Source organism: Bradyrhizobium sp. F1.4.3, assembly GCF_040548375.1.
In the GTDB taxonomy this organism is placed as follows: domain Bacteria; phylum Pseudomonadota; class Alphaproteobacteria; order Rhizobiales; family Xanthobacteraceae; genus Bradyrhizobium.
Map to the genome: position 1 here is coordinate 589,184 of NZ_JBEPRN010000001.1, position 18,207 is coordinate 607,390.

Genomic DNA, 18,207 nt, shown 5'->3' on the forward strand with positions numbered 1-18,207 from the left:
AGAATTCGGCGGCCAAGGCCCGGAGGTGGCCGACGTTTCCACCGAGCTTCAGAAGCGAATGGACAGCCCTACAAAGCACTGTTGAGAGCATCACTCGGAGGCCAGTGCCGCCTGACCGGCAATCTCCTCCGCCCGCCAGCATCGCACCGAATGCCCATCAGGACGCGTTTCCAGCGCCGGCCCCGGCTCGCGCCGGCACACCGCTTCCGCATAACGACAACGCGGGCTGAACGCACACCCGTCCGGCGGATTGAGCGGATTTGGCAGGTCTCCCCCTGTCGTCGCAAGCGGTGCATGGCGCAGCGGATCGGGGATGGCTGAGATCAGGGCTTGCGTGTACGGGTGCGCCGGCCGTTCGAAGATTTCACGCCAGTCGCCATTCTCGACGATGCGGCCGAGATACATGACGGCGACCCGGTCGCTCATGTGTTCGACGACGCCGAGGTCGTGGCTGATCATGATGTAGGAAAGGCCGAGCGTGTCCTTCAATTCCAGCAGCAGATTGATGATCTGGGCGCGGATCGAGACATCGAGCGCCGATACGGGCTCGTCACAGATGACAATCTTGGGATTGAGAATCAGGGCGCGCGCAATGCCGATGCGCTGACGCTGGCCACCCGAGAATTCGTGCGGGTAGCGGTCGGCCTGTTCGGGCCGCAGGCCGACATGCCGCAGCATCGTGGCAACCCGATCCTCGATCTCGCTTGCGACGGTCACGCCATGAACGCGCAGGGGGTCTTCAAGCGTGCGACGAACGGTCTGGCGCGGATTGAGCGAGGCGTAGGGATCCTGAAACACCATTTGCACGATGCGGGCCAGCGCCTTTCGATCGCCGGATGGCCGCCCCGTCACAACCTGCCCGTCCAGCACGATGCGGCCGCGCGTCGGCGTTAGGAGGCCAAGGATCGAAAGTGCCACCGTCGACTTGCCGGAGCCGGACTCGCCGACGAGGCCGAGGCATTCGCCGCGCTTCAGCGTGAGATCGACACCGTCGACGGCACGCAAGAGACGCCTGCCGCGCCCCAGCAGGCCGCCCCCCAGCGGAAAATGAACCGCGAGATCCTCGACGCTGAGAATGACATCGTCGCCTGGCCTCCCGTGACCCGATCTGTCTTGCGGCTCATGCATGGTGGTGGCACCTGACCAAACCGCCGGCCTCCAGCCATGTCGTTTCCGGCACAATGGTCCGGCAGATATCGGTCGCCTGTGCGCAGCGCGGATTGAACCGGCAGCCATCCGGGAAATTCGTGATGGCCGGGACGACGCCCGCGATCTCCTGGAGCCGGGTACGGCCAAGCGCGGCGCGGCTGCCCAGCCGCGGCAACGAGTCGACCAGGCCGCGCGTATAGGGGTGCGAGGGTGCCCGGAAAATATCGGCCGAGCCGCGCTCCTCGACGATGCGGCCGGCATACATGACGGCCACGCGGCGACAGACGTTGGCGACCAGGCCGAGATCGTGGCTGATCATCAAAATGGCCGTTCCTCGCTCGGCGCATAAATTCCGCATCAGCTCGATGATTTCCGCCTGCACGGTCACGTCGAGCGCGGTCGTCGGCTCGTCGGCAATCAGAAGATCCGGACCACATGCCAGCGCGATGGCGATCATCACGCGCTGGCGCATCCCGCCGGAAAGCTGGTGCGGGTAATCCTTCACGCGTCGCTCGGGCGCGGGAACGCGGACGCTTGCCAGCGCTTCGACCGCAAGCTGGTTGGCCTCCCGCCAGCTCTTGCCCTTGTGCAGCACGAACATCTCGGCGATCTGCCGGCCTACCGGTGAGACCGGATTAAGCGCCGTCATCGGTTCCTGGAAGATCATGGCGATACGATTGCCGCGCAGCTCGCGCTGTCCGGCGGCTGGGAGGTTCTGGATCTCCCGCCCGTCAAATCGGATGACGCCGCCGCCGATCGACAACGGCTGCCGCAGCAGGCCGATCAGGGCGAGCGCCGTGATGCTCTTGCCGCAGCCGGATTCGCCGACAAGCCCGAACGTCTCGCCGCGATCGAGGCGGAACGAAACACCCTCCACGGCAGGAACCTTGCCGGATCCGTGGTCAAGATCGATGCGCAAATCCTCGACTTCGATCAGCGGCGCGCCCGTCATGTCCGCCGGCTCCGCGATTGTGGATCGAGGATGTCGCGCAGGCCATCACCGAGCAGGTTGAGGCCGAGCACGGTCAGGAAGATGGCGAGGCCGGGAAAAACCGAGAGCCACGGCGCCGTCGTGATCTGGTCGCGGGCCTCCGACAGCATGCTTCCCCAGCTCGGATACGGCGGGCGGACGCCGAGGCCGAGGAACGACAATGCGGCTTCGGACAAGACCGCGCTGCCCATCCCCAGCGTGCCGATGACGATGATGGGCCCCAGCATGTTCGGCAGTAGCTGCGTGATCATGATGCGCAAATCGCCGTAACCGAGCACGGTTGCAGCCTGCACATAACCCTGACTCCTCAGCGACAGCGCCGACGCCCGTGCGATCCGGCACGTGAAGGACCAATTGGTCAACCCGAGCGCGATGAGCAAGCTTGTCAGACCGGGTCCAAGCACCGCCATGATGGCAAGCGCGAAGATCAGGGAGGGGATCGCGAGCATGAGATTGGTCAGGCCGTTGACGACGTCATCCCACCAGCCACCCAAATAACCGGCGCTCAGGCCCAGTGCCACGCCGATAACGCTATTGATGAGCTGCGAGACGATGCCGACCGTCAGCGAAATGCGCGCGCCGTACAGCACGCGGGAATAGATGTCGCGGCCCTGCCCGTCGGTCCCGAACCACCAGGTCCAGCTCGGGGCCTCCTCCGCATTCATCAAATTGGCGTCCATGACAGGATCGGTGTGCGCCAGCCAAGGCGCGAGCAGGCCGACGACGATCGCAACTGCGAACAGCGCCCCGCCGATGACCAGATTGGCGCGGAGCTTCATGCGTATCTGATCCTGGGATCGATCACGCCGTAGAGCACGTCGATCAGCAAGTTGATCGCGAGAAAGAACAGCACCACCACGAGAATGGAGCCCTGGACGGCGGGAATGTCGCGCTGGAGGACACTGTCGACGAGCAGCGAGCCAATGCCGGGCCAAGAGAACAATTTCTCGACGACCACCGCCTGCCCCATCAGCGCGCCGAATTGCAGACCGACCGTCGTGAGAATGAGGACGAGCGCGTTGCGCATGACGTGCCATTTCACGACCCGGGTCTCGCTCATGCCCTTCGAGCGCGCCGTGCGGACGAAATCAGCGGTCATGATCTCGAGCACCGCGGCGCGCGTGGTCCGGGCCAGCAGCGCCATCGGCGAGACGCCGAGTGTCACGGCCGGCAGGATCAGATATTTGCCGCCCCCATCGCCATAGCCGAAACTCGGCAGCCAGCCGAGTTTCAACGCAAACAGGTACATCAACAGGAGCCCGAGCCAGAACTTGGCCATTGAAAGGCCCGACACCGCCACGACCATCGATGCGGTGTCGACGAGACTGCCCGGCCGCAATGCAGCGATGAAACCGAGCGGCACGCCGATGACGATCGCGAACGCCATGGATGCGAATATCAGTTGCAGCGTCGGCCACGCCCGTTTGGCGATCATGGTCGTGACCGGCTCGCGCGTCCGGAACGAGGTCCCGAAATCACCGGCCGCAAGCTTGGCGATATAGGAGCCGAAGCGCTGGTAGACTGGCTCGTCGAGACCGAGCTGCTTCTTCATGCGCGCCTCGACCTGCGGATCGCTGTCGTCGCTCATGGTCGAGACGATGCTGCCCGGCACGACACTGAACAGCGCAAAGACCAGCAGCACGACGGCGAGCACGGTCGGTATGGTTTGCAGGATTCGACGGATCAGGAAGGAAAGCATCGGCATTTTTCCTCTCTCCCTCCATCGTTCGTCGCGATGGAGGGAGCGCGAGAGCGCGTATCACTTCGCGGGCGAGGTCTCGTCGACCCAGAGGTCTTCGACGTTCTGATGGGTCAGCTCGGTGGCGTTCAGCTGAATCCCCTTGAGCCACGGCTGCACCGCCATGACCGCCTTGTTGTAGTTGAAGAACCAGACCGGTGCCTCTTCATAGAGCAGCGCATTGGCCTTCTGCAGCAGCTGGCCGCGCTTTGCGGTGTCGTCGGTCTGCCCGGCCTCATCGATCAACTTGTCGAAGTCGGCATTCCTGAAGTTCATGTAGTTGCAGGCGGATTGCGGCGTCGCAGAGTGGAAGCATTTCAGCGCCGCCTGGGGATCCGGGCCGGTCTGCTGGGAATAGATGAAGGCCTGGTAGTCGCCGCTGCGAACCACCTCCGACAGCACCGCGGCCTCGACCTGCTTGACCTTCGCCTTGATACCCACCCTGTCCAGCATCGGGATGACGGCCGTGACAATCGGCAGGCCCCAGCTTTCGTTCTGGCTGGTGGTCCATTCGAATTCAAAGCCGTTGGGATAGCCGGCGTCCGCGAGCAGCTGCTTGGCCTTCGCGGGATCGAAGGCATAGGGCTTCATGGTCTTGTCGTAGAGGGGCGAGGTCAACGGGAGCCAGCTGGTGGCACGATAGGCCTTGCCTTTGACCAGCTTGTTGATGATCAGATCGGTATCGATCGCGTAGTTGATCGCCTGCCGGACGCGCTTGTCGGCGAACGGCTTGAAGGCGGGGTTCATCCCCATGTAACGCGTGAAGACCTCGGCGACTTCGACGATGGTGCCCTTGAGGTCGGGGTCGGCCTGATAGGCGACATACTGCGCGGGTCCCAGCACCGAGGTGTCGATCTCCTTGTTGCGGAAGGCGACATCGCGTGCCGCGGCCTCGCCCATGATCGACACGATCATCTTGTCGGCGTAGGGCTTGCCGGGCTTGTAGAACCGGTCCCACCGCTCCAGCACGATGCGCGATCCCGGCACGTGCTCGACGAATTTGAAGGGTCCAAGACCGATCGGTTTCTGGAGAAAGGTCTCCTTGGTGGCCTCGTCGGCGGGATAGATCGAGGTCAGCGCGGTGAAGAGGTAGAAGCCCGGATCGACCTTCTCGGTGAGCTTCATCTCGAGGGTGAAGTCGTCGATCTTCTTCAGGCCGGAAATCTCCTTGGCCTTGCCCTTCTCCACGTCGGCCGCGCCCTCGATCACGCGGACATAGCGCGCGCCGGGATAGGCCTTGCTGCCGTCCATGATGCGGTTGTAGGACCAGATGACGTCGTCGGCGGTCATCTTGCGGCCATTGTGGAAATAGGCGTCGTCGCGCAGCTTGAAGGTGTAGACGAGACCGCCGCCCGAGACGATGACCTCCTTGGCAAGTTCCGGAACCGGCTTTCCTTCCGCGGAATCCCAGATGTAGAGCGACCGGTGCAGACCCTTGGCGAATATCTCGTCCTGGGCGCGCTGTGTCGTATGAATGTCCAGGCTTGTGAAACTCGAACCATAGGGCGCCGTCATGCGGATGGTCCCGCCCTTGCGCGGTGTCTGGGCCTCCACTGATCCGGCGAGCGCCAGTCCCAAGCCAGCGACGATCGCCATTGTCCTGAAGATCATTTGTCCTCCAACGATGCAGGTGCCTTCCGGTCGGCGAGTTGACCATTCACAGCATGTCGAGCGCAAGCTCCTCGTTTGGTCCGGAGACCAACGACGGTCGCCAGGGTCGATCCCGGTTCCGGAAGATCGCCCTCCGCTCGCGAGCCGTGGCGTGCGGGAGCCCCGATTTATCAATACTCGCTCTAACCGGTCGCAAACTCAGGCATCCAGGTGCGCAGCTCACGGGCGGCTGTCGTGACGCTGGCGATGTCGGGAAATTCTGCCGTATCCACCATCAGGGCGCGGGCCAACCCGACGCTTCGCGCCTCGCTCACCGCCCGCTTGCGCGGGTCCTCGACCAGCTCGAAATCAATGTTGTGGGCGAGACCGAAGATGCGGCGGTTGATCTTGGCTCCGGCAAAGCCGACGGCGTCGCCGAACAGCCGCTGCATATAGGCCTTCCGCTCGGCTTCCAGCCGCGCACTTCCCGTCTCACCGGCAAAGAGCGTGGCCGGATACGCATCGCCCCTGGCATCAGCCCGCCACAGATCAAGGAACTTTCGCGCGAACTCGTTCCAGACCTGCTCGACCGTCCCGAGCACCCAGGCCTCGAACGCACGCCGCTCGTCAGGCGAACGCTCATGACCCGCCGATGCAAAATACGCCATCAGGAGATTCGCGATGACCGCGCCGACGTCAAACCCCATCGGGCCATAGAAGGCAAATTCGGGATCGATCACGCGTGTCTGATCGTCCGTCACCATGATCGAACCGGTGTGCAGGTCGCCATGGATCAGCGCTTCCGGGCTCGCCATGAATTTGAGCTTCAGTCGGGAGACGGCGACGTGCAGGTTCATGTCCCCGCGCAGGCTCGCGGCGAACTGGTTGAGGTACGGCACAGTCCAGCGGTTCTGCACGGCGATACGGTAGGGATCGGTGAAGATCAGATCCTCGGTGATCTTGCACAGCGCATGGTTGCCGGCGAAGGCCGCGATGGCCTCCTTCTTCTCGGCGGCAGAAAGCGCGAGGTCGGAGGTAAAGAACAGCGTCCGCGCCATGAAGGTGGTGATGTCGTCGACGAAGCGCGGATATTGGGTGCCGGCGACCAGCCCCTTGCGCATGATGATGTGGGGCTCGAGCAGCTCCATCACCGTCAGCGCCAGCGTCTCGTTGTGATGCAGCAGCGTCGGCACCAGGCCGGGCGCGAGCTGGGCCTGCCGGGACAGGGCGAGATATTCGTAGTGAGCCCGCGACAGCGGCAGCGGCCAGCTCTCGCCGACGAGGCGGACATAAGGCAGCGCCTGCTTCACGGCGATGCCGCCACGGTCACCCTTGACGATGAAGACGAGATTGAGATTGCCGTCGCCGACCTCGGTGATCGACCAGGACACCGGCTCGGCGCCGAGCAGCGCTGCGATATCCGGCAGGCCCGCGAGATAGTCCCGCAAGGCCGCCTCATGCAGAATCCGGTAGTCCCCCGCCTTCCCCTGCGCCATGATGATCCCATCCCATGCTTGGCATGGCCGGATCGTTACTCCCGCTCCAGGAAGCTCGAGCCGATCTCGGCCTTTCTTTTGATCGGATCGTAATCGCAATAGACGCTGTCCGCCACCAGCGTGTAGCTGGCGCTGACGGTGTATTTGTCGAGCTTGACCGAGTTCAGCCCGATCACCGAGGTGCTCTTGCCCCCGTTCCACTTGAACGGCGTCGAGCTCTGCGTCCGCTCGCAAGCCATCACCGCCTCGTTGAAGACATAGCCCTCGACGAACGCCTTCAGCGTCCGCACCTGCACGGCCATCTTCCACTCAAAATAGCCGATGCCGCCGAGGCCGGCGACGATCAGCACCAAGAGCGCAATGACTATCCTCTGAAAAGTCATTCGTTCCCCCCAAACAACCACGCAACCGGAAATTCCAGCCGAGAAATCTAGAACGGCATTCCCATCAATTTCGACAAGCGTTCGACCTGTAGATAGCCGGCGTGATAGGCCGCCAAACCGAGGGCAAAGATGACCGCCGAGATGATCGTAGTCCAGATCAGTTTGCGCCGCATGCCGGTCAGGATCGGTGCGCCGGGATCGGTGCCGGGCGCACCAGCACCGTCTTCATGCTGGCTGCGTATGCCGAACGGCAACGTCAAAAACAGCGCGATCCACCAGATCACGAAGTAGATCGCGAGCCCGGTCGAGATTTGATAGGCCATGGTCCGGCCCTACGCCTGCTCGATTTCGACCAGCGCGCCCGAAAAATCCTTCGGATGCAGGAACAGCACCGGCTTGCCGTGGGCGCCGATCTTCGGCACGCCGTCGCCGAGCACCCGGGCGCCCTCCTTCACCAGGGTATCGCGCGAGACGATGATGTCGACGACCTCGTAGCAGATATGGTGGATGCCGCCGTCGGCATTGCGTTCGAGGAATTTCGCGATCGGCGAGGCCTCACCGAGCGGCTCGATGAACTCGATCTTGGTGTTGGGCAGCGTCGCGAACACGGTGGTGACGCCATGCTCGGGCAGCGCGACGGCCTCCGAGATCTGCGCCCCGAAGGCTGCTCCGTAGATTTTTGCGGCCTTGACGGCGTCCTTGGTCGCGATCGCGACATGGTTGAGCCGGCCCAACATGGTTCTCTCCCTCAGTGCACGATCCGGAAAGCGCGTGAAGCGGCTTTCCGAGCGATCATGCCTACACAGTTACACTGTCAGGACGTGTACCAGACAGGGGGGCTTTTTACCCCAATGTTCGTTGATCACCGCCCGGACAGCGCGCCGCACCGACTCAGCCAGGGCATCCGCATCGCGGCGGCGCGCCTTCGGCAGGCCCTCGATGGTGGAGACCACGGCGTCGAAGACGAGATCGTCGAAGGGCTCGCCGGCCCGGTTCTTCTCGGGGATTCCGACGAGATCGACCTCGGGATCGTCGGCAAGCTCGCCCTGCTCCGTCATGGCGACGGCGACGAAGGCGCAGCCCGAAAACGCCATCCGGCGCCGCTCGGCCACCGCGCGGGATTTGGAGTCCTCCAGGATCGTGCCGTCCTTGTAGAGACGGCCCGCCGGCACCTGGCCGACGATTCCGGGATCGCCGGGGCCAAGCTTGACGAGATCGCCATTGCGGACGACCAGCACGCGCGGCACGCCGGCGGCGCGCGCGAGCTTGGCGTGCTCGTGCAGGTGCAGGGCCTCACCATGGACGGGGATCAGAAGCTGCGGCCTGACCCAGCCGATCATGTCGCGCAACTCGTCGCGGCGAGGATGGCCGGAGACGTGGACCAGATGGTCGCGGTCGGTGATGACCTCGACGCCCTGAAGCACCAGATTGTTGATGATCGAGCCGACGGCCTTCTCGTTACCGGGAATGGTACGCGAGGAAAAAATCACGCAGTCGCCGCGGTTGAGCGTGATCTCGGGATGGTCGTCATTGGCGATGCGCGCCAGTGCTGCGCGGGCCTCGCCCTGGCTGCCGGTGCAGAGCGCCAGCACCTTGTCCTGCGGCAGATGGCCGTAGACGTCGGTCGAGCGGAAGCTTTGCACGCCGTCGAGATAGCCGGTCTCGCGCGCGACCTGCGACACGCGCTCCATGGCGCGGCCGACCACGACGATTTCGCGATCGGCGGCCTTGGCGGCATCCGCCACCGCCTTGATGCGCGCGACGTTGGAGGCGAAGGTGGTCACCGCGACGCGCCCCTTGGCGGCCTTGACCAGCCCGGCAATGGTCCTGGCGACCTCGGCTTCGGAGGGCGAGCGGCCGTCGCGCACCGCGTTGGTGGAATCGCCGATCAGGGCGAGCACGCCCTCCTCGCCCAGTTCGCGCAGCCGCTTTTCGTCGGTCGGGCGACCGATGATCGGGGTCGGGTCGATCTTCCAGTCGCCGGTGTGCAGCACCGTGCCGATCTCGGTGTGGATCGCCAGCGCATGCGATTCCGGAATCGAATGCGCGACCGGGATGAACTCGACGTTGAACGGGCCGATATCGACGCGCCCGCCCGACGGCACCACCGTCACCGGGATCTTCGGTGCGTTGCGCTCGGCAGCGCATTTGGCCTCGAACAGCGCGGCGCTGAACTGGGTCGCATAGATTGGGCATTTCAGCTTCGGCCAGAGGTCGATGATGGCGCCAAAATGGTCCTCATGGGCATGGGTCAGCACCAGCCCCATCAGGTTCTTGCGTTCCTTCTCCAGGAAGCTGATGTCGGGCATGATCAGGTCGATGCCCGGCAGATGCTCCTCGTCGCCGAAGGAGACGCCAAGATCGATCGCGAGCCAGGCGCGCTGCTGGCGGTTGCCAAGCCCGTAGATCGACAGGTTCATGCCGATCTCGCCGACGCCGCCGAGCGGGGCAAACACCAGTTCGTCAGGTTTCGCCATCACGCAGCTCCCACGGAGGCGGCCGAGCCAAAGAACACCTCGCCGGCCGCCACCGGCAGGCGTCGGCCGTCAGTGGTGCGGACGATCAGGCAACCGGTGTCGTCGATCGTGTCGAAAATGCCTTCGAGCGTCATCGTTCCCGTGTTGATCGCGACCCGCTCGCCGAGGCCAGCCGCGCGCTCGAGCCACAGCCTGCGGATTTCGGCAAAGCCGCGGCCGTTGTCCCAGATGCCGCGGAACTCCACCCAGGTATCGGAGAGCGCCGAGAACAGCTCCTCCGCGCTGATCTGGACGCCAAGGGCTGCGAGGGACACCGCGGGCGTCGGCGTGCCCTCCGGAGCCACCACGACGTTGGTGCCGATACCGACGACGACGGCGAGGCGGTCGCCGACGGCTTCGGCCTCCAGCCCAATGCCGACCAGCTTCCTGCCGTTGGCCAAGACGTCATTCGGCCATTTCAGGGCGTATCGGGGCCTGTCAGGGCCAAGCCGCAGCGCGGCCTCGAGGCTGACCTTCTCAAGGGCGGCTTCCTCCGCCAGCCCCGCTGCAAAACCGATCGTGGCGGCAACCGCAGGGGCCACGTCGACGACCTCGAGCACGCTGGCCGCCAGATTGCCACGCGGCGAGATCCAAGCGCGCTGGCGCCGGCCGCGGCCGGCGGTCTGCTCGGATGTCACGAACCAGGTCGGACCGCGTTCGCCGGCGCGCGCGCTTTCGATCGCGTCGGTATTGGTCGAGCCGGTCCGTTCAGAAGCTGCGAGCTTGTAGCCCGCCGACAAGGCGCGAGGACCGAGCGCGAACCCCATCCTAAAACAGCGACTTGGCAGCGGCGGAGGCGACACTCACCACCGGGCCCGCGAACAGCGCAAACAGGATGTTGAACAGGCCCGCCACCGCCAGCACCGTCTTCACCTCGACGCGCACCGGATCGACCTGGCCGGCCGGCTCGTCGAAATACATCGTCTTGACGATGGTCAGATAGTAGTAGGCGCCCACCACGCTGGAGAGCACGCCGATCACCGCCAGCGTGAACAAATTGGCCTTGATGGCCGCGACGAAGACGTACCATTTGGCAAAGAAGCCGGCGAGCGGCGGAATGCCGGCGAGCGAGAACAGCAGCATCGCGAACATGAAGGCGAGCAGCGGATTGGTGCGCGAGAGGCCCGCGAAATCACTGATCTGCTCGACGGCCTGGCCGTTGCGCTTCATCGCAAGGATGATCGAGAACGAGCCGAGCGTCATCGCGACATAGATCACGATGTACATCAGCACGCCCTGTGCGCCCTCGACCGTGCCGGCGGCGAGGCCGACCAGCGCAAAGCCCATATGGCCGATCGAGGAATAGGCCATCAGGCGCTTGATGTTGCTCTGGCCGATCGCGGCAAAGGAGCCGAGCACCATCGAGGCAATCGCCACGAACACCAGGATCTGCTGCCACTGCGAGACGATACCGGGGAATGCGGTCAGCGTGACACGGGTGAAGACGGCGAGCGCGGCGACCTTCGGCGCCGATGCGAAGAAGGCGGTGACCGGCGTCGGCGCGCCCTCATAGACGTCCGGCGTCCACATGTGGAACGGCACGGCCGAGACCTTGAAGCAGAGGCCTGCGAGCAGGAAGACGAGGCCGAACACCAGGCCGACATTGGCGGCCGTCGCGGTTGCCGCGATGCCGGTGAAGGTGACCGTGCCGGTGAAGCCGTAGATCAGCGAGGCGCCGTAGAGCAGCATGCCTGAGGACAGCGCGCCCAGCACGAAATACTTCAGCCCGGCTTCGGTCGACTTCGCGTTGTCGCGGTTCGAGGTCGCCACGACGTAGAGCGCGAGCGACATCAGTTCCAGGCCCAGATAGAGCGAGATCAGGTCACCGGCCGAGATCAGCACCATCATGCCGAGCGTCGAGAGCAGCACCAGGATCGCGTATTCGAAGATGCGGCGGGACGGGTCGGACAGGAACTCGGTCGACAGCACCAGCGTCACCGCCGAGCCGATCAGCGCCAGGATCTTCATGAAGCGCGCAAAGTCGTCGACGATGAAGCTGCCGCCGAAGGTCACCTGCTTGCCCGCAGGCAGCATGTATTCGAGCACGCCGACCACGATCAGGAGCAGGACCGCAAGCGTCGTGACCGTCTTGGTCGTCCCCTGCCCGCGATAGGCTCCCAGCATCAGCAGTGCCATGGCGCCGACCGCGAGCACGAGCTCGGGCAGCACCGGCGCCAGTTGATATCCTGCAGTCTCAAAGCTCATGGCGATATCCTGACCTGCCCGGTCACTGGAGCAGTGCGGCGGCCTTCACAGCCGTCACAGCGGTGTTGTAATTGTTGACGAGTTGCTGGACCGAGGCCGCCGACATATCGAGCACCGGCTTCGGATAGACGCCGAACAGGATCGTCAGTGCGATCAGCGGGAACAGCGTCAGGCACTCCCGGAAGGTGAGATCTTTCATGCTCATCAGCGACGGCTTCACCAGCGCCCCGAACACGACCTTGCGGTAAAGCCAGAGCGCGTAGCAGGCCGACAGGATCACGCCGAAGGTGGCGAAGAACGCGGTCGGGATCGAGACCTTGAAGGTGCCAAGCAGCGTCATGAACTCGCCGACGAAGCCGGAGGTGCCGGGCAGACCGACATTGGCCATGGTGAAGACCATGAAGGTCAGCGCGTAGAGCGGCATCCGGTTGACGAGGCCGCCATAGGCCGCGATCTCGCGGGTGTGCATGCGGTCGTAGACCACGCCGACGCAAAGGAACAGCGCGCCGGAGACGATGCCGTGAGAGATCATCTGGAACACGCCGCCGGAGACGCCCTGCATGGTGCCAGCGAAGATGCCCATGGTGACGAAGCCCATATGCGCGACCGAGGAGTATGCGATCAGCTTCTTCATGTCCTCCTGCATCAAGGCCACCAGCGAGGTGTAGATGATGGCGATGGCCGAGAGCACGAAGACCAGCGGCGCGAAATCATGCGAGGCCAGCGGGAACATCGGCAGCGAGAAGCGCAGGAAGCCGTAGCCGCCCATCTTCAGCAGGATCGCGGCCAGGACCACCGAGCCCGCGGTCGGCGCCTCGACGTGCGCGTCGGGGAGCCAGGTGTGCACCGGCCACATCGGCATCTTCACCGCAAAGGACGCGAAGAAGGCGAGCCACGCCCAGGTCTGCAAGCTGCGCGGCACGGCCGTGTGCATCAGGGTCGGGATGTCGGTGGTGCTAGCGTTCCAGTACAGCGCCATGATGGCGAGCAGCATCAGCACCGAGCCGAGCAGCGTGTAGAGGAAGAACTTGAAGGACGCGTAGACTCGGCGCGGGCCGCCCCAAACCCCGATGATCAGGAACATCGGGATCAGGCCGCCCTCGAAGAACAGATAGAACAGCACGAGATCGAGCGCCGAGAAGGTGCCGATCATCAGCGTTTCCAGGATCAGGAACGCCATCATGTATTCGCGCACTCGGCTCGTGACCGACTTCCAGCTCGCGATGATGCAGAACGGCATCAAGGCGGTGGTCAGGATCACGAAGGGCAGCGAAATGCCGTCGACACCCATGTGATAGGTGATGCCGGTGGCGAGCCACGACGCCTTCTCGACGAACTGGAAATCGGCGACCGACGGATCGAAGCGCAGCACCAGGAGCACCGACACCGCGAAGGTGATCAGCGTGGTCCACAGCGCGATCCAGCGCGAGTTGCGCCGGGCGGCCTCGTCATCGCCGCGGCTGAGATAGACGATCAGCGCACCGACCAGCGGCAGGAACGTCGTGACCGATAGGATGGGCCAGGTCGTCATTTACTGGCCTCCAAAGCCGAACATGAACCAGGTGATCAGGCCAGCGGCACCGATCAGCATGGCGAACGCGTAGTGATAGAGATAGCCGGTCTGGATCTTCACGACGTTGCGGGTAACGTCCAGCACGCGGGCCGAGATGCCGTCGGGACCGAGCCCGTCGATGATGAAGCCATCGCCCTTCTTCCAGAGCTGATAGCCGATCCACTTCGCCGGACGGACGAAGATGAAGTCGTAGAGCTCATCGAAGTACCATTTGTTGAGCAGGAACTGGTACAGCCCCGGCTGGGTGTTGGCGAGTTCAACCGGCAGATACGGCCGGCGGATGTAGAACAGGTACGACACCAGGAAGCCCAGCACCATCATCACCGTGGGCAGGAACGCGATGGTCTCGGGGATGTGGTGCATCTCCTCGATGATGTGCGGGTTCATCTTCACGGACTCGCGGAAGAACTCCTCGATGCCGTGGCCGGCGAACAATTCCTTGAACGGAAAGCCCGCGACGATCGAACCGACCGCGAGAACGCCGATCGGGATCAGCATCCAGATCGGGGCCTCATGCGCCGCCTCATAGTGATGCTCGTCATGCGGCTCGCCGTGGAAGGTCTTGAAGATGAGGCGCCACGAATAGAACGAGGTCAGGCCGGCCGCGATCACCGTCATCAGGAAGCCGTAGATCGCAAACGGATTCTGCGAGGCGTAGGCGGACTCGATAATCGCGTCCTTGGAGAAATAACCGGCCGTGAGCGGGAAGCCCGTGAGCGCCAGCGTGCCGACCACCATCACCGCATAGGTGTACGGGATCTTGCGCCACAGGCCGCCCATGTTGCGGATGTCCTGCTCGTGGTGCATCGCGTAGATCACCGAGCCGGAGCCCAAGAACAGCAGCGCCTTGAAGAAGGCGTGGGTGAACAGATGGAACATGCCGACCGAATAGGCCCCTGCCCCCATCGCCACGAACATGTAGCCGAGCTGCGAACAGGTCGAGTACGCCACGATGCGCTTGATGTCGTTCTGGACGAGGCCGATGGTCGCGGCGAAGAACGCGGTGGTCGCGCCGAAGAACATCACGACGGCCTGCGCATTCGGTGCAAGTTCGAACAGCGGCGACAGGCGCGCCACCATGAACACGCCGGCGGTGACCATGGTCGCGGCGTGGATCAGTGCCGAGACCGGGGTCGGGCCTTCCATCGCATCCGGCAACCAGGTGTGCAGCAGGAACTGCGCCGACTTGCCCATCGCGCCCATGAACAGCAGCAGGCAGGTCACCGTCAGGGCATCCGCGTGCCAGCCGAGGAAGTCGATGGTCTTGCCGGTCAGGCCGGGGGCTGCATGGAAGATCGTCTCGAAATCGGTCGAGCCGACGAGTGCGAAGATCGCAAAGATGCCGAGCGCGAAACCGAAATCGCCGACGCGGTTGACCACGAAGGCCTTGATCGCCGCCGCGTTCGCCGACGGCTTCTGGTACCAGAAGCCGATCAGGAGGTAGCTGGCGAGACCCACGCCTTCCCAGCCGAAAAATAGCTGCACGAGGTTGTCCGCCGTCACCAGCATCAGCATGGCGAAAGTGAACAGCGAGAGATAACCGAAGAAGCGGGGCCGGTACGGGTCCTCATCCATGTAGCCTATGGAATAGAGGTGCACGAGCGAGGACACGGTGGTCACCACCACCAGCATCACGGCCGTGAGCGTGTCGACCCGCAGCGCCCACCAGACTTGGAGGTCGCCGGAGAAGATCCACGGCAGCAGCTGGATCCGGGCGTCGTGGTGCATGAAGCCGACGTCAACCAGCGTCATCCAGGACAGCGCCGCGGACACGAACAAGAGCGCGGTCGTGATCAGCTCCGCCCCGCGCGAGCCCGCCGCAGCCGGCTCGACCGGGCCGTGGTCGTCGTGCGCGTGATCGTCGTGGCCATGATCATCATGGGCGGCCGTCGCATGGGCGTCGCCGTGACCGTGATCGTCGTGATGCTCGACGGTGTCGCCCGAGGGGTTGCGGGCATGCGCGCCGAACAGCGCGATCAGGCCGGCCAGAATGGCGCCCAGCAGCGGCAGAAAAACGATTGCCTGGACCATAGCCGGGTTAACCCTTCATCAGATTGACGTCCTCAACCGCGATCGAGCCGCGGTTGCGGAAATAGACCACCAGGATGGCGAGACCGATCGCGGCTTCAGCAGCCGCAACGGTCAAGACCAGCAGCGCGAAGACCTGGCCGACGATGTCGCCGAGGAAGGTCGAGAATGCCACCAGATTGATGTTGACCGAGAGCAGGATCAGTTCGATCGACATCAGGATGACGATGATGTTCTTGCGGTTCAGGAAGATGCCGAGGATGCCGAGCGTGAACAGGATCGCGCCGACCGCCAGATAGTGTCCGAGCCCGATCGTCATTTCACCCACTCCGCCGCATCGGCGTCCGAGAGCCCCTGCCCCGACGCCACCTTGCGCATCGCCATCGCCATCTCCGGCGTGCGTGCGTTCTGAACGTTGATGTCCTGCCGCTTCACGTTCGCCTTGTGGCGCAGCGTCAGCACGATGGCGCCGATCATCGCGACCAGCAGCACCATGCCCGAGAGCTGGAAGTAGTGGATGTACCTCGTATAAAGCACGAGGCCGAGCGCTTCGGTGTTGCTGACATTGGTCGGGATCGCCGCCGTGATCGTCCTGGCGACGCCGGGATTGATGACCCAGAAGCCGACGGTGAGCAGCAGCTCGAACAGGAAGATGCCGCCGATCACCAGCCCAACCGGCAGGTACTCGATGAAGCCCTCGCGCAGCTCAAGGAAGTCGACATCGAGCATCATGATCACGAACAGGAACAGCACCGCGACCGCACCGACATAGACGACGATCAGGATCATCGCCAGGAATTCGGCGCCCATCAGCACGAACAGGCCGGAGGCGTTGACGAAGGCCAGGATCAGGTACAGCACGGAGTGCACGGGATTGCGCGAGACAATCACCATCACCGCCGAGGCGACGCAGACGCCGGCGAAGAGATAGAAGAACAGCGCGGGAAGGATCATGCTCTCATCTCACCGGTAAGGCGCGTCGAGCTCGATCGCCTTCGCGATCTCGCGTTCCCACCGGTCGCCATTGGCGAGCAGCTTGGCCTTGTCATAGAACAGTTCCTCGCGGGTCTCGGTCGCGAATTCGAAGTTCGGGCCTTCGACGATGGCGTCGACCGGGCAAGCCTCCTGGCAGAGGCCGCAATAGATGCACTTCACCATGTCGATGTCGTAGCGCACGGTGCGGCGGGTGCCGTCGTTGCGGCGGGGGCCGGCCTCGATGGTGATGGCCTGCGCCGGGCAAATCGCTTCGCACAGCTTGCAGGCGATGCAGCGCTCTTCGCCGTTGGGATAGCGGCGCAGCGCATGCTCGCCGCGGAAGCGTGGCGAGATCGGGCCCTTCTCGAACGGATAGTTCAGCGTCGGCTTCGGCTGGAAGAAATAGCGCATGGCGAGGAAGAACGCCGAGACGAATTCCGACAGCAGGAGCGAGCGCGCAGTGGCGTTGATGTTGATACCCATGACGGCCCTCACTTCGGCGCGATGCCGGCGAAATGCAGCACGCCGGCCACCACCACCACCATCGCCAGCGACAACGGCAGGAACACCTTCCAGCCGAGGCGCATCAATTGGTCGTAGCGGTAGCGCGGCACGATCGCCTTTGCCATCGCGAACAGGAAGAACATGAAGAACACTTTGAGCGAAAACCAGATGATCCCCGGCACCCAGTTGAAGGGCGGCAGGTCCACCGGCGGCAGCCAGCCTCCGAGGAACAGGATCGTCGCCAGCGCGCACATCGTGACGATCGCGACATACTCGCCGAGCATGAACAGCAGATACGGCGTCGAGCCGTATTCGACCATGAAGCCGGCGACGAGCTCGGATTCCGCTTCGACCAGGTCGAACGGCGGACGGTTGGTTTCCGCCAGCGCCGAGACGTAGAACACCACGAACATCGGGAACAGCGGCCACACATACCAGTTCAGGATGGTGAGCTGCGGCAGCCCGATCAGGCTGGCAAGGCCGCGGATATGCTGCGCTTCGACGACGGCCGAGAGGTTCAGCGTGCCGGCGCAGAGCAGCACAGTGATGATGACGAAGCCGATCGAGACTTCATAGGACACCATCTGCGCAGCCGAGCGCAGCGCGGCCAGGAACGGGTATTTCGAGTTCGACGACCAGCCGGCCATGATGATGCCGTAGATCGACAGCGACGAGATCGCGAAGATGAAGAGGACGCCGACGTTGATGTCGGAGATCACCCAGCCGAGATTGGTCGGGATCACCGCCCAGGCCGCGAGCGCGAGCACGCAGGACACCAGCGGCGCCAGCAGGAACACGCCCTTGTTGGCGCTGGCCGGAATGATCGGCTCCTTCAGCACGAACTTCAGCAGGTCGGCGAAGGACTGGAACAGGCCCCAGGGCCCGACCACGTTCGGGCCGCGACGGATCTGCACCGCCGCCCAGATCTTGCGGTCGGCGAGCAGGATGTAGGCGATCGCGACCAGCAAGACGACGAGCACCAGCACGCTCTCCGCGATCATGATGATCAGCGGCCAGAGGAAACCGGTCCAGAATGCGCTCTCGAAGAATTCCATCGGC

Annotated in this window: 18 protein-coding genes; all 18 read right to left on the reverse strand. The window is 63.9% G+C overall.

Annotation, left to right across the window (positions count from 1 at the left end; all coding sequences use genetic code 11):
* Positions 1-90: 90 nt before the first annotated feature.
* Complete coding sequence (locus tag ABIB73_RS02930) at positions 91-1,128, reverse strand: ABC transporter ATP-binding protein (protein ID WP_354221261.1); 1,038 nt, start codon at positions 1,126-1,128, stop codon at positions 91-93.
* Entirely contained in the window at positions 1,121-2,101 is a 981-nt protein-coding gene (locus ABIB73_RS02935) for an ABC transporter ATP-binding protein (RefSeq protein ID WP_354221263.1), read from the reverse strand. The genes ABIB73_RS02930 and ABIB73_RS02935 overlap by 8 nt, the downstream gene beginning before the upstream one ends.
* Positions 2,098-2,919 carry an ABC transporter permease gene (locus ABIB73_RS02940; protein ID WP_354221265.1) on the reverse strand — a complete coding sequence of 274 codons (822 nt, stop codon included), beginning with the start codon at positions 2,917-2,919 and terminating at the stop codon, positions 2,098-2,100. Before ABIB73_RS02940 ends, ABIB73_RS02935 begins: the two co-directional genes overlap by 4 nt.
* On the reverse strand, positions 2,916-3,839 hold the full coding sequence (locus ABIB73_RS02945) for an ABC transporter permease (RefSeq protein ID WP_354222533.1): 924 nt from the start codon (positions 3,837-3,839) through the stop codon (positions 2,916-2,918). The genes ABIB73_RS02940 and ABIB73_RS02945 overlap by 4 nt, the downstream gene beginning before the upstream one ends.
* Before the next feature lie 60 nt (positions 3,840-3,899).
* Entirely contained in the window at positions 3,900-5,489 is a 1,590-nt protein-coding gene (locus tag ABIB73_RS02950) for an ABC transporter substrate-binding protein (protein WP_354221267.1), read from the reverse strand.
* Between the two features lie 182 nt (positions 5,490-5,671).
* A complete protein-coding gene (gene mtnK / locus ABIB73_RS02955; protein WP_354221269.1) occupies positions 5,672-6,964 on the reverse strand; it encodes an S-methyl-5-thioribose kinase in 1,293 nt (430 codons plus the stop codon).
* Positions 6,965-6,999: 35 nt separating this feature from the next.
* On the reverse strand, positions 7,000-7,347 hold the full coding sequence (locus ABIB73_RS02960) for a hypothetical protein (RefSeq protein WP_354221271.1): 348 nt from the start codon (positions 7,345-7,347) through the stop codon (positions 7,000-7,002).
* 47 nt (positions 7,348-7,394) lie between these two features.
* Positions 7,395-7,670: a DUF1467 family protein gene (locus ABIB73_RS02965; protein WP_354221273.1), complete on the reverse strand. Its 276-nt coding sequence runs from the start codon at positions 7,668-7,670 to the stop codon at positions 7,395-7,397.
* 9 nt (positions 7,671-7,679) lie between these two features.
* Entirely contained in the window at positions 7,680-8,084 is a 405-nt protein-coding gene (gene mce / locus ABIB73_RS02970; protein ID WP_354221275.1) for a methylmalonyl-CoA epimerase, read from the reverse strand.
* Positions 8,085-8,153: 69 nt separating this feature from the next.
* Positions 8,154-9,824 (reverse strand): ribonuclease J, encoded by a 1,671-nt coding sequence (locus ABIB73_RS02975; protein WP_354221277.1) that lies wholly within the window; start codon positions 9,822-9,824, stop codon positions 8,154-8,156.
* Positions 9,824-10,630 (reverse strand): biotin--[acetyl-CoA-carboxylase] ligase, encoded by an 807-nt coding sequence (locus ABIB73_RS02980; protein WP_354221279.1) that lies wholly within the window; start codon positions 10,628-10,630, stop codon positions 9,824-9,826. Before ABIB73_RS02980 ends, ABIB73_RS02975 begins: the two co-directional genes overlap by 1 nt.
* Before the next feature lies 1 nt (position 10,631).
* Positions 10,632-12,068 (reverse strand): NADH-quinone oxidoreductase subunit NuoN, encoded by a 1,437-nt coding sequence (nuoN, locus tag ABIB73_RS02985; protein WP_354221281.1) that lies wholly within the window; start codon positions 12,066-12,068, stop codon positions 10,632-10,634.
* A 22-nt stretch (positions 12,069-12,090) separates the two neighbouring features.
* A complete protein-coding gene (locus ABIB73_RS02990) occupies positions 12,091-13,599 on the reverse strand; it encodes an NADH-quinone oxidoreductase subunit M (RefSeq protein WP_354221283.1) in 1,509 nt (502 codons plus the stop codon).
* The gene (gene nuoL, locus ABIB73_RS02995) at positions 13,600-15,672 is read right to left on the reverse strand and encodes an NADH-quinone oxidoreductase subunit L (RefSeq protein ID WP_354221285.1); all 2,073 of its coding nucleotides are present in this window, start codon (positions 15,670-15,672) and stop codon (positions 13,600-13,602) included.
* A 7-nt stretch (positions 15,673-15,679) separates the two neighbouring features.
* Positions 15,680-15,988, reverse strand: coding sequence for an NADH-quinone oxidoreductase subunit NuoK (gene nuoK / locus ABIB73_RS03000; RefSeq protein WP_008547737.1), 309 nt, complete (start codon positions 15,986-15,988; stop codon positions 15,680-15,682).
* On the reverse strand, positions 15,985-16,623 hold the full coding sequence (locus tag ABIB73_RS03005) for an NADH-quinone oxidoreductase subunit J (RefSeq protein WP_354221287.1): 639 nt from the start codon (positions 16,621-16,623) through the stop codon (positions 15,985-15,987). The genes nuoK and ABIB73_RS03005 overlap by 4 nt, the downstream gene beginning before the upstream one ends.
* Before the next feature lie 9 nt (positions 16,624-16,632).
* Positions 16,633-17,121, reverse strand: coding sequence for an NADH-quinone oxidoreductase subunit NuoI (gene nuoI / locus ABIB73_RS03010; protein WP_027529879.1), 489 nt, complete (start codon positions 17,119-17,121; stop codon positions 16,633-16,635).
* A gap of 14 nt (positions 17,122-17,135) precedes the next feature.
* On the reverse strand, positions 17,136-18,203 hold the full coding sequence (gene nuoH, locus ABIB73_RS03015; protein ID WP_354221289.1) for an NADH-quinone oxidoreductase subunit NuoH: 1,068 nt from the start codon (positions 18,201-18,203) through the stop codon (positions 17,136-17,138).
* Positions 18,204-18,207 lie beyond the last annotated feature (4 nt).

Coding starts and splice junctions, on each gene's coding strand:
- nuoK (WP_008547737.1), bottom strand. CDS start 15,988: ATGACGATCGGGCTCGGACACTATCTGGCGGTCGGCGCGATCCTGTTC.
- ABIB73_RS02975 (WP_354221277.1), bottom strand. CDS start 9,824: ATGGCGAAACCTGACGAACTGGTGTTTGCCCCGCTCGGCGGCGTCGGC.
- mtnK (WP_354221269.1), bottom strand. CDS start 6,964: ATGGCGCAGGGGAAGGCGGGGGACTACCGGATTCTGCATGAGGCGGCC.
- ABIB73_RS02965 (WP_354221273.1), bottom strand. CDS start 7,670: ATGGCCTATCAAATCTCGACCGGGCTCGCGATCTACTTCGTGATCTGG.
- mce (WP_354221275.1), bottom strand. CDS start 8,084: ATGTTGGGCCGGCTCAACCATGTCGCGATCGCGACCAAGGACGCCGTC.
- nuoH (WP_354221289.1), bottom strand. CDS start 18,203: ATGGAATTCTTCGAGAGCGCATTCTGGACCGGTTTCCTCTGGCCGCTG.
- ABIB73_RS03005 (WP_354221287.1), bottom strand. CDS start 16,623: ATGATCCTTCCCGCGCTGTTCTTCTATCTCTTCGCCGGCGTCTGCGTC.
- ABIB73_RS02990 (WP_354221283.1), bottom strand. CDS start 13,599: ATGACGACCTGGCCCATCCTATCGGTCACGACGTTCCTGCCGCTGGTC.
- nuoL (WP_354221285.1), bottom strand. CDS start 15,672: ATGGTCCAGGCAATCGTTTTTCTGCCGCTGCTGGGCGCCATTCTGGCC.
- ABIB73_RS02980 (WP_354221279.1), bottom strand. CDS start 10,630: ATGGGGTTCGCGCTCGGTCCTCGCGCCTTGTCGGCGGGCTACAAGCTC.
- ABIB73_RS02945 (WP_354222533.1), bottom strand. CDS start 3,839: ATGCTTTCCTTCCTGATCCGTCGAATCCTGCAAACCATACCGACCGTG.
- ABIB73_RS02960 (WP_354221271.1), bottom strand. CDS start 7,347: ATGACTTTTCAGAGGATAGTCATTGCGCTCTTGGTGCTGATCGTCGCC.
- ABIB73_RS02935 (WP_354221263.1), bottom strand. CDS start 2,101: ATGACGGGCGCGCCGCTGATCGAAGTCGAGGATTTGCGCATCGATCTT.
- ABIB73_RS02930 (WP_354221261.1), bottom strand. CDS start 1,128: ATGCATGAGCCGCAAGACAGATCGGGTCACGGGAGGCCAGGCGACGAT.
- ABIB73_RS02940 (WP_354221265.1), bottom strand. CDS start 2,919: ATGAAGCTCCGCGCCAATCTGGTCATCGGCGGGGCGCTGTTCGCAGTT.
- ABIB73_RS02950 (WP_354221267.1), bottom strand. CDS start 5,489: ATGATCTTCAGGACAATGGCGATCGTCGCTGGCTTGGGACTGGCGCTC.
- nuoN (WP_354221281.1), bottom strand. CDS start 12,068: ATGAGCTTTGAGACTGCAGGATATCAACTGGCGCCGGTGCTGCCCGAG.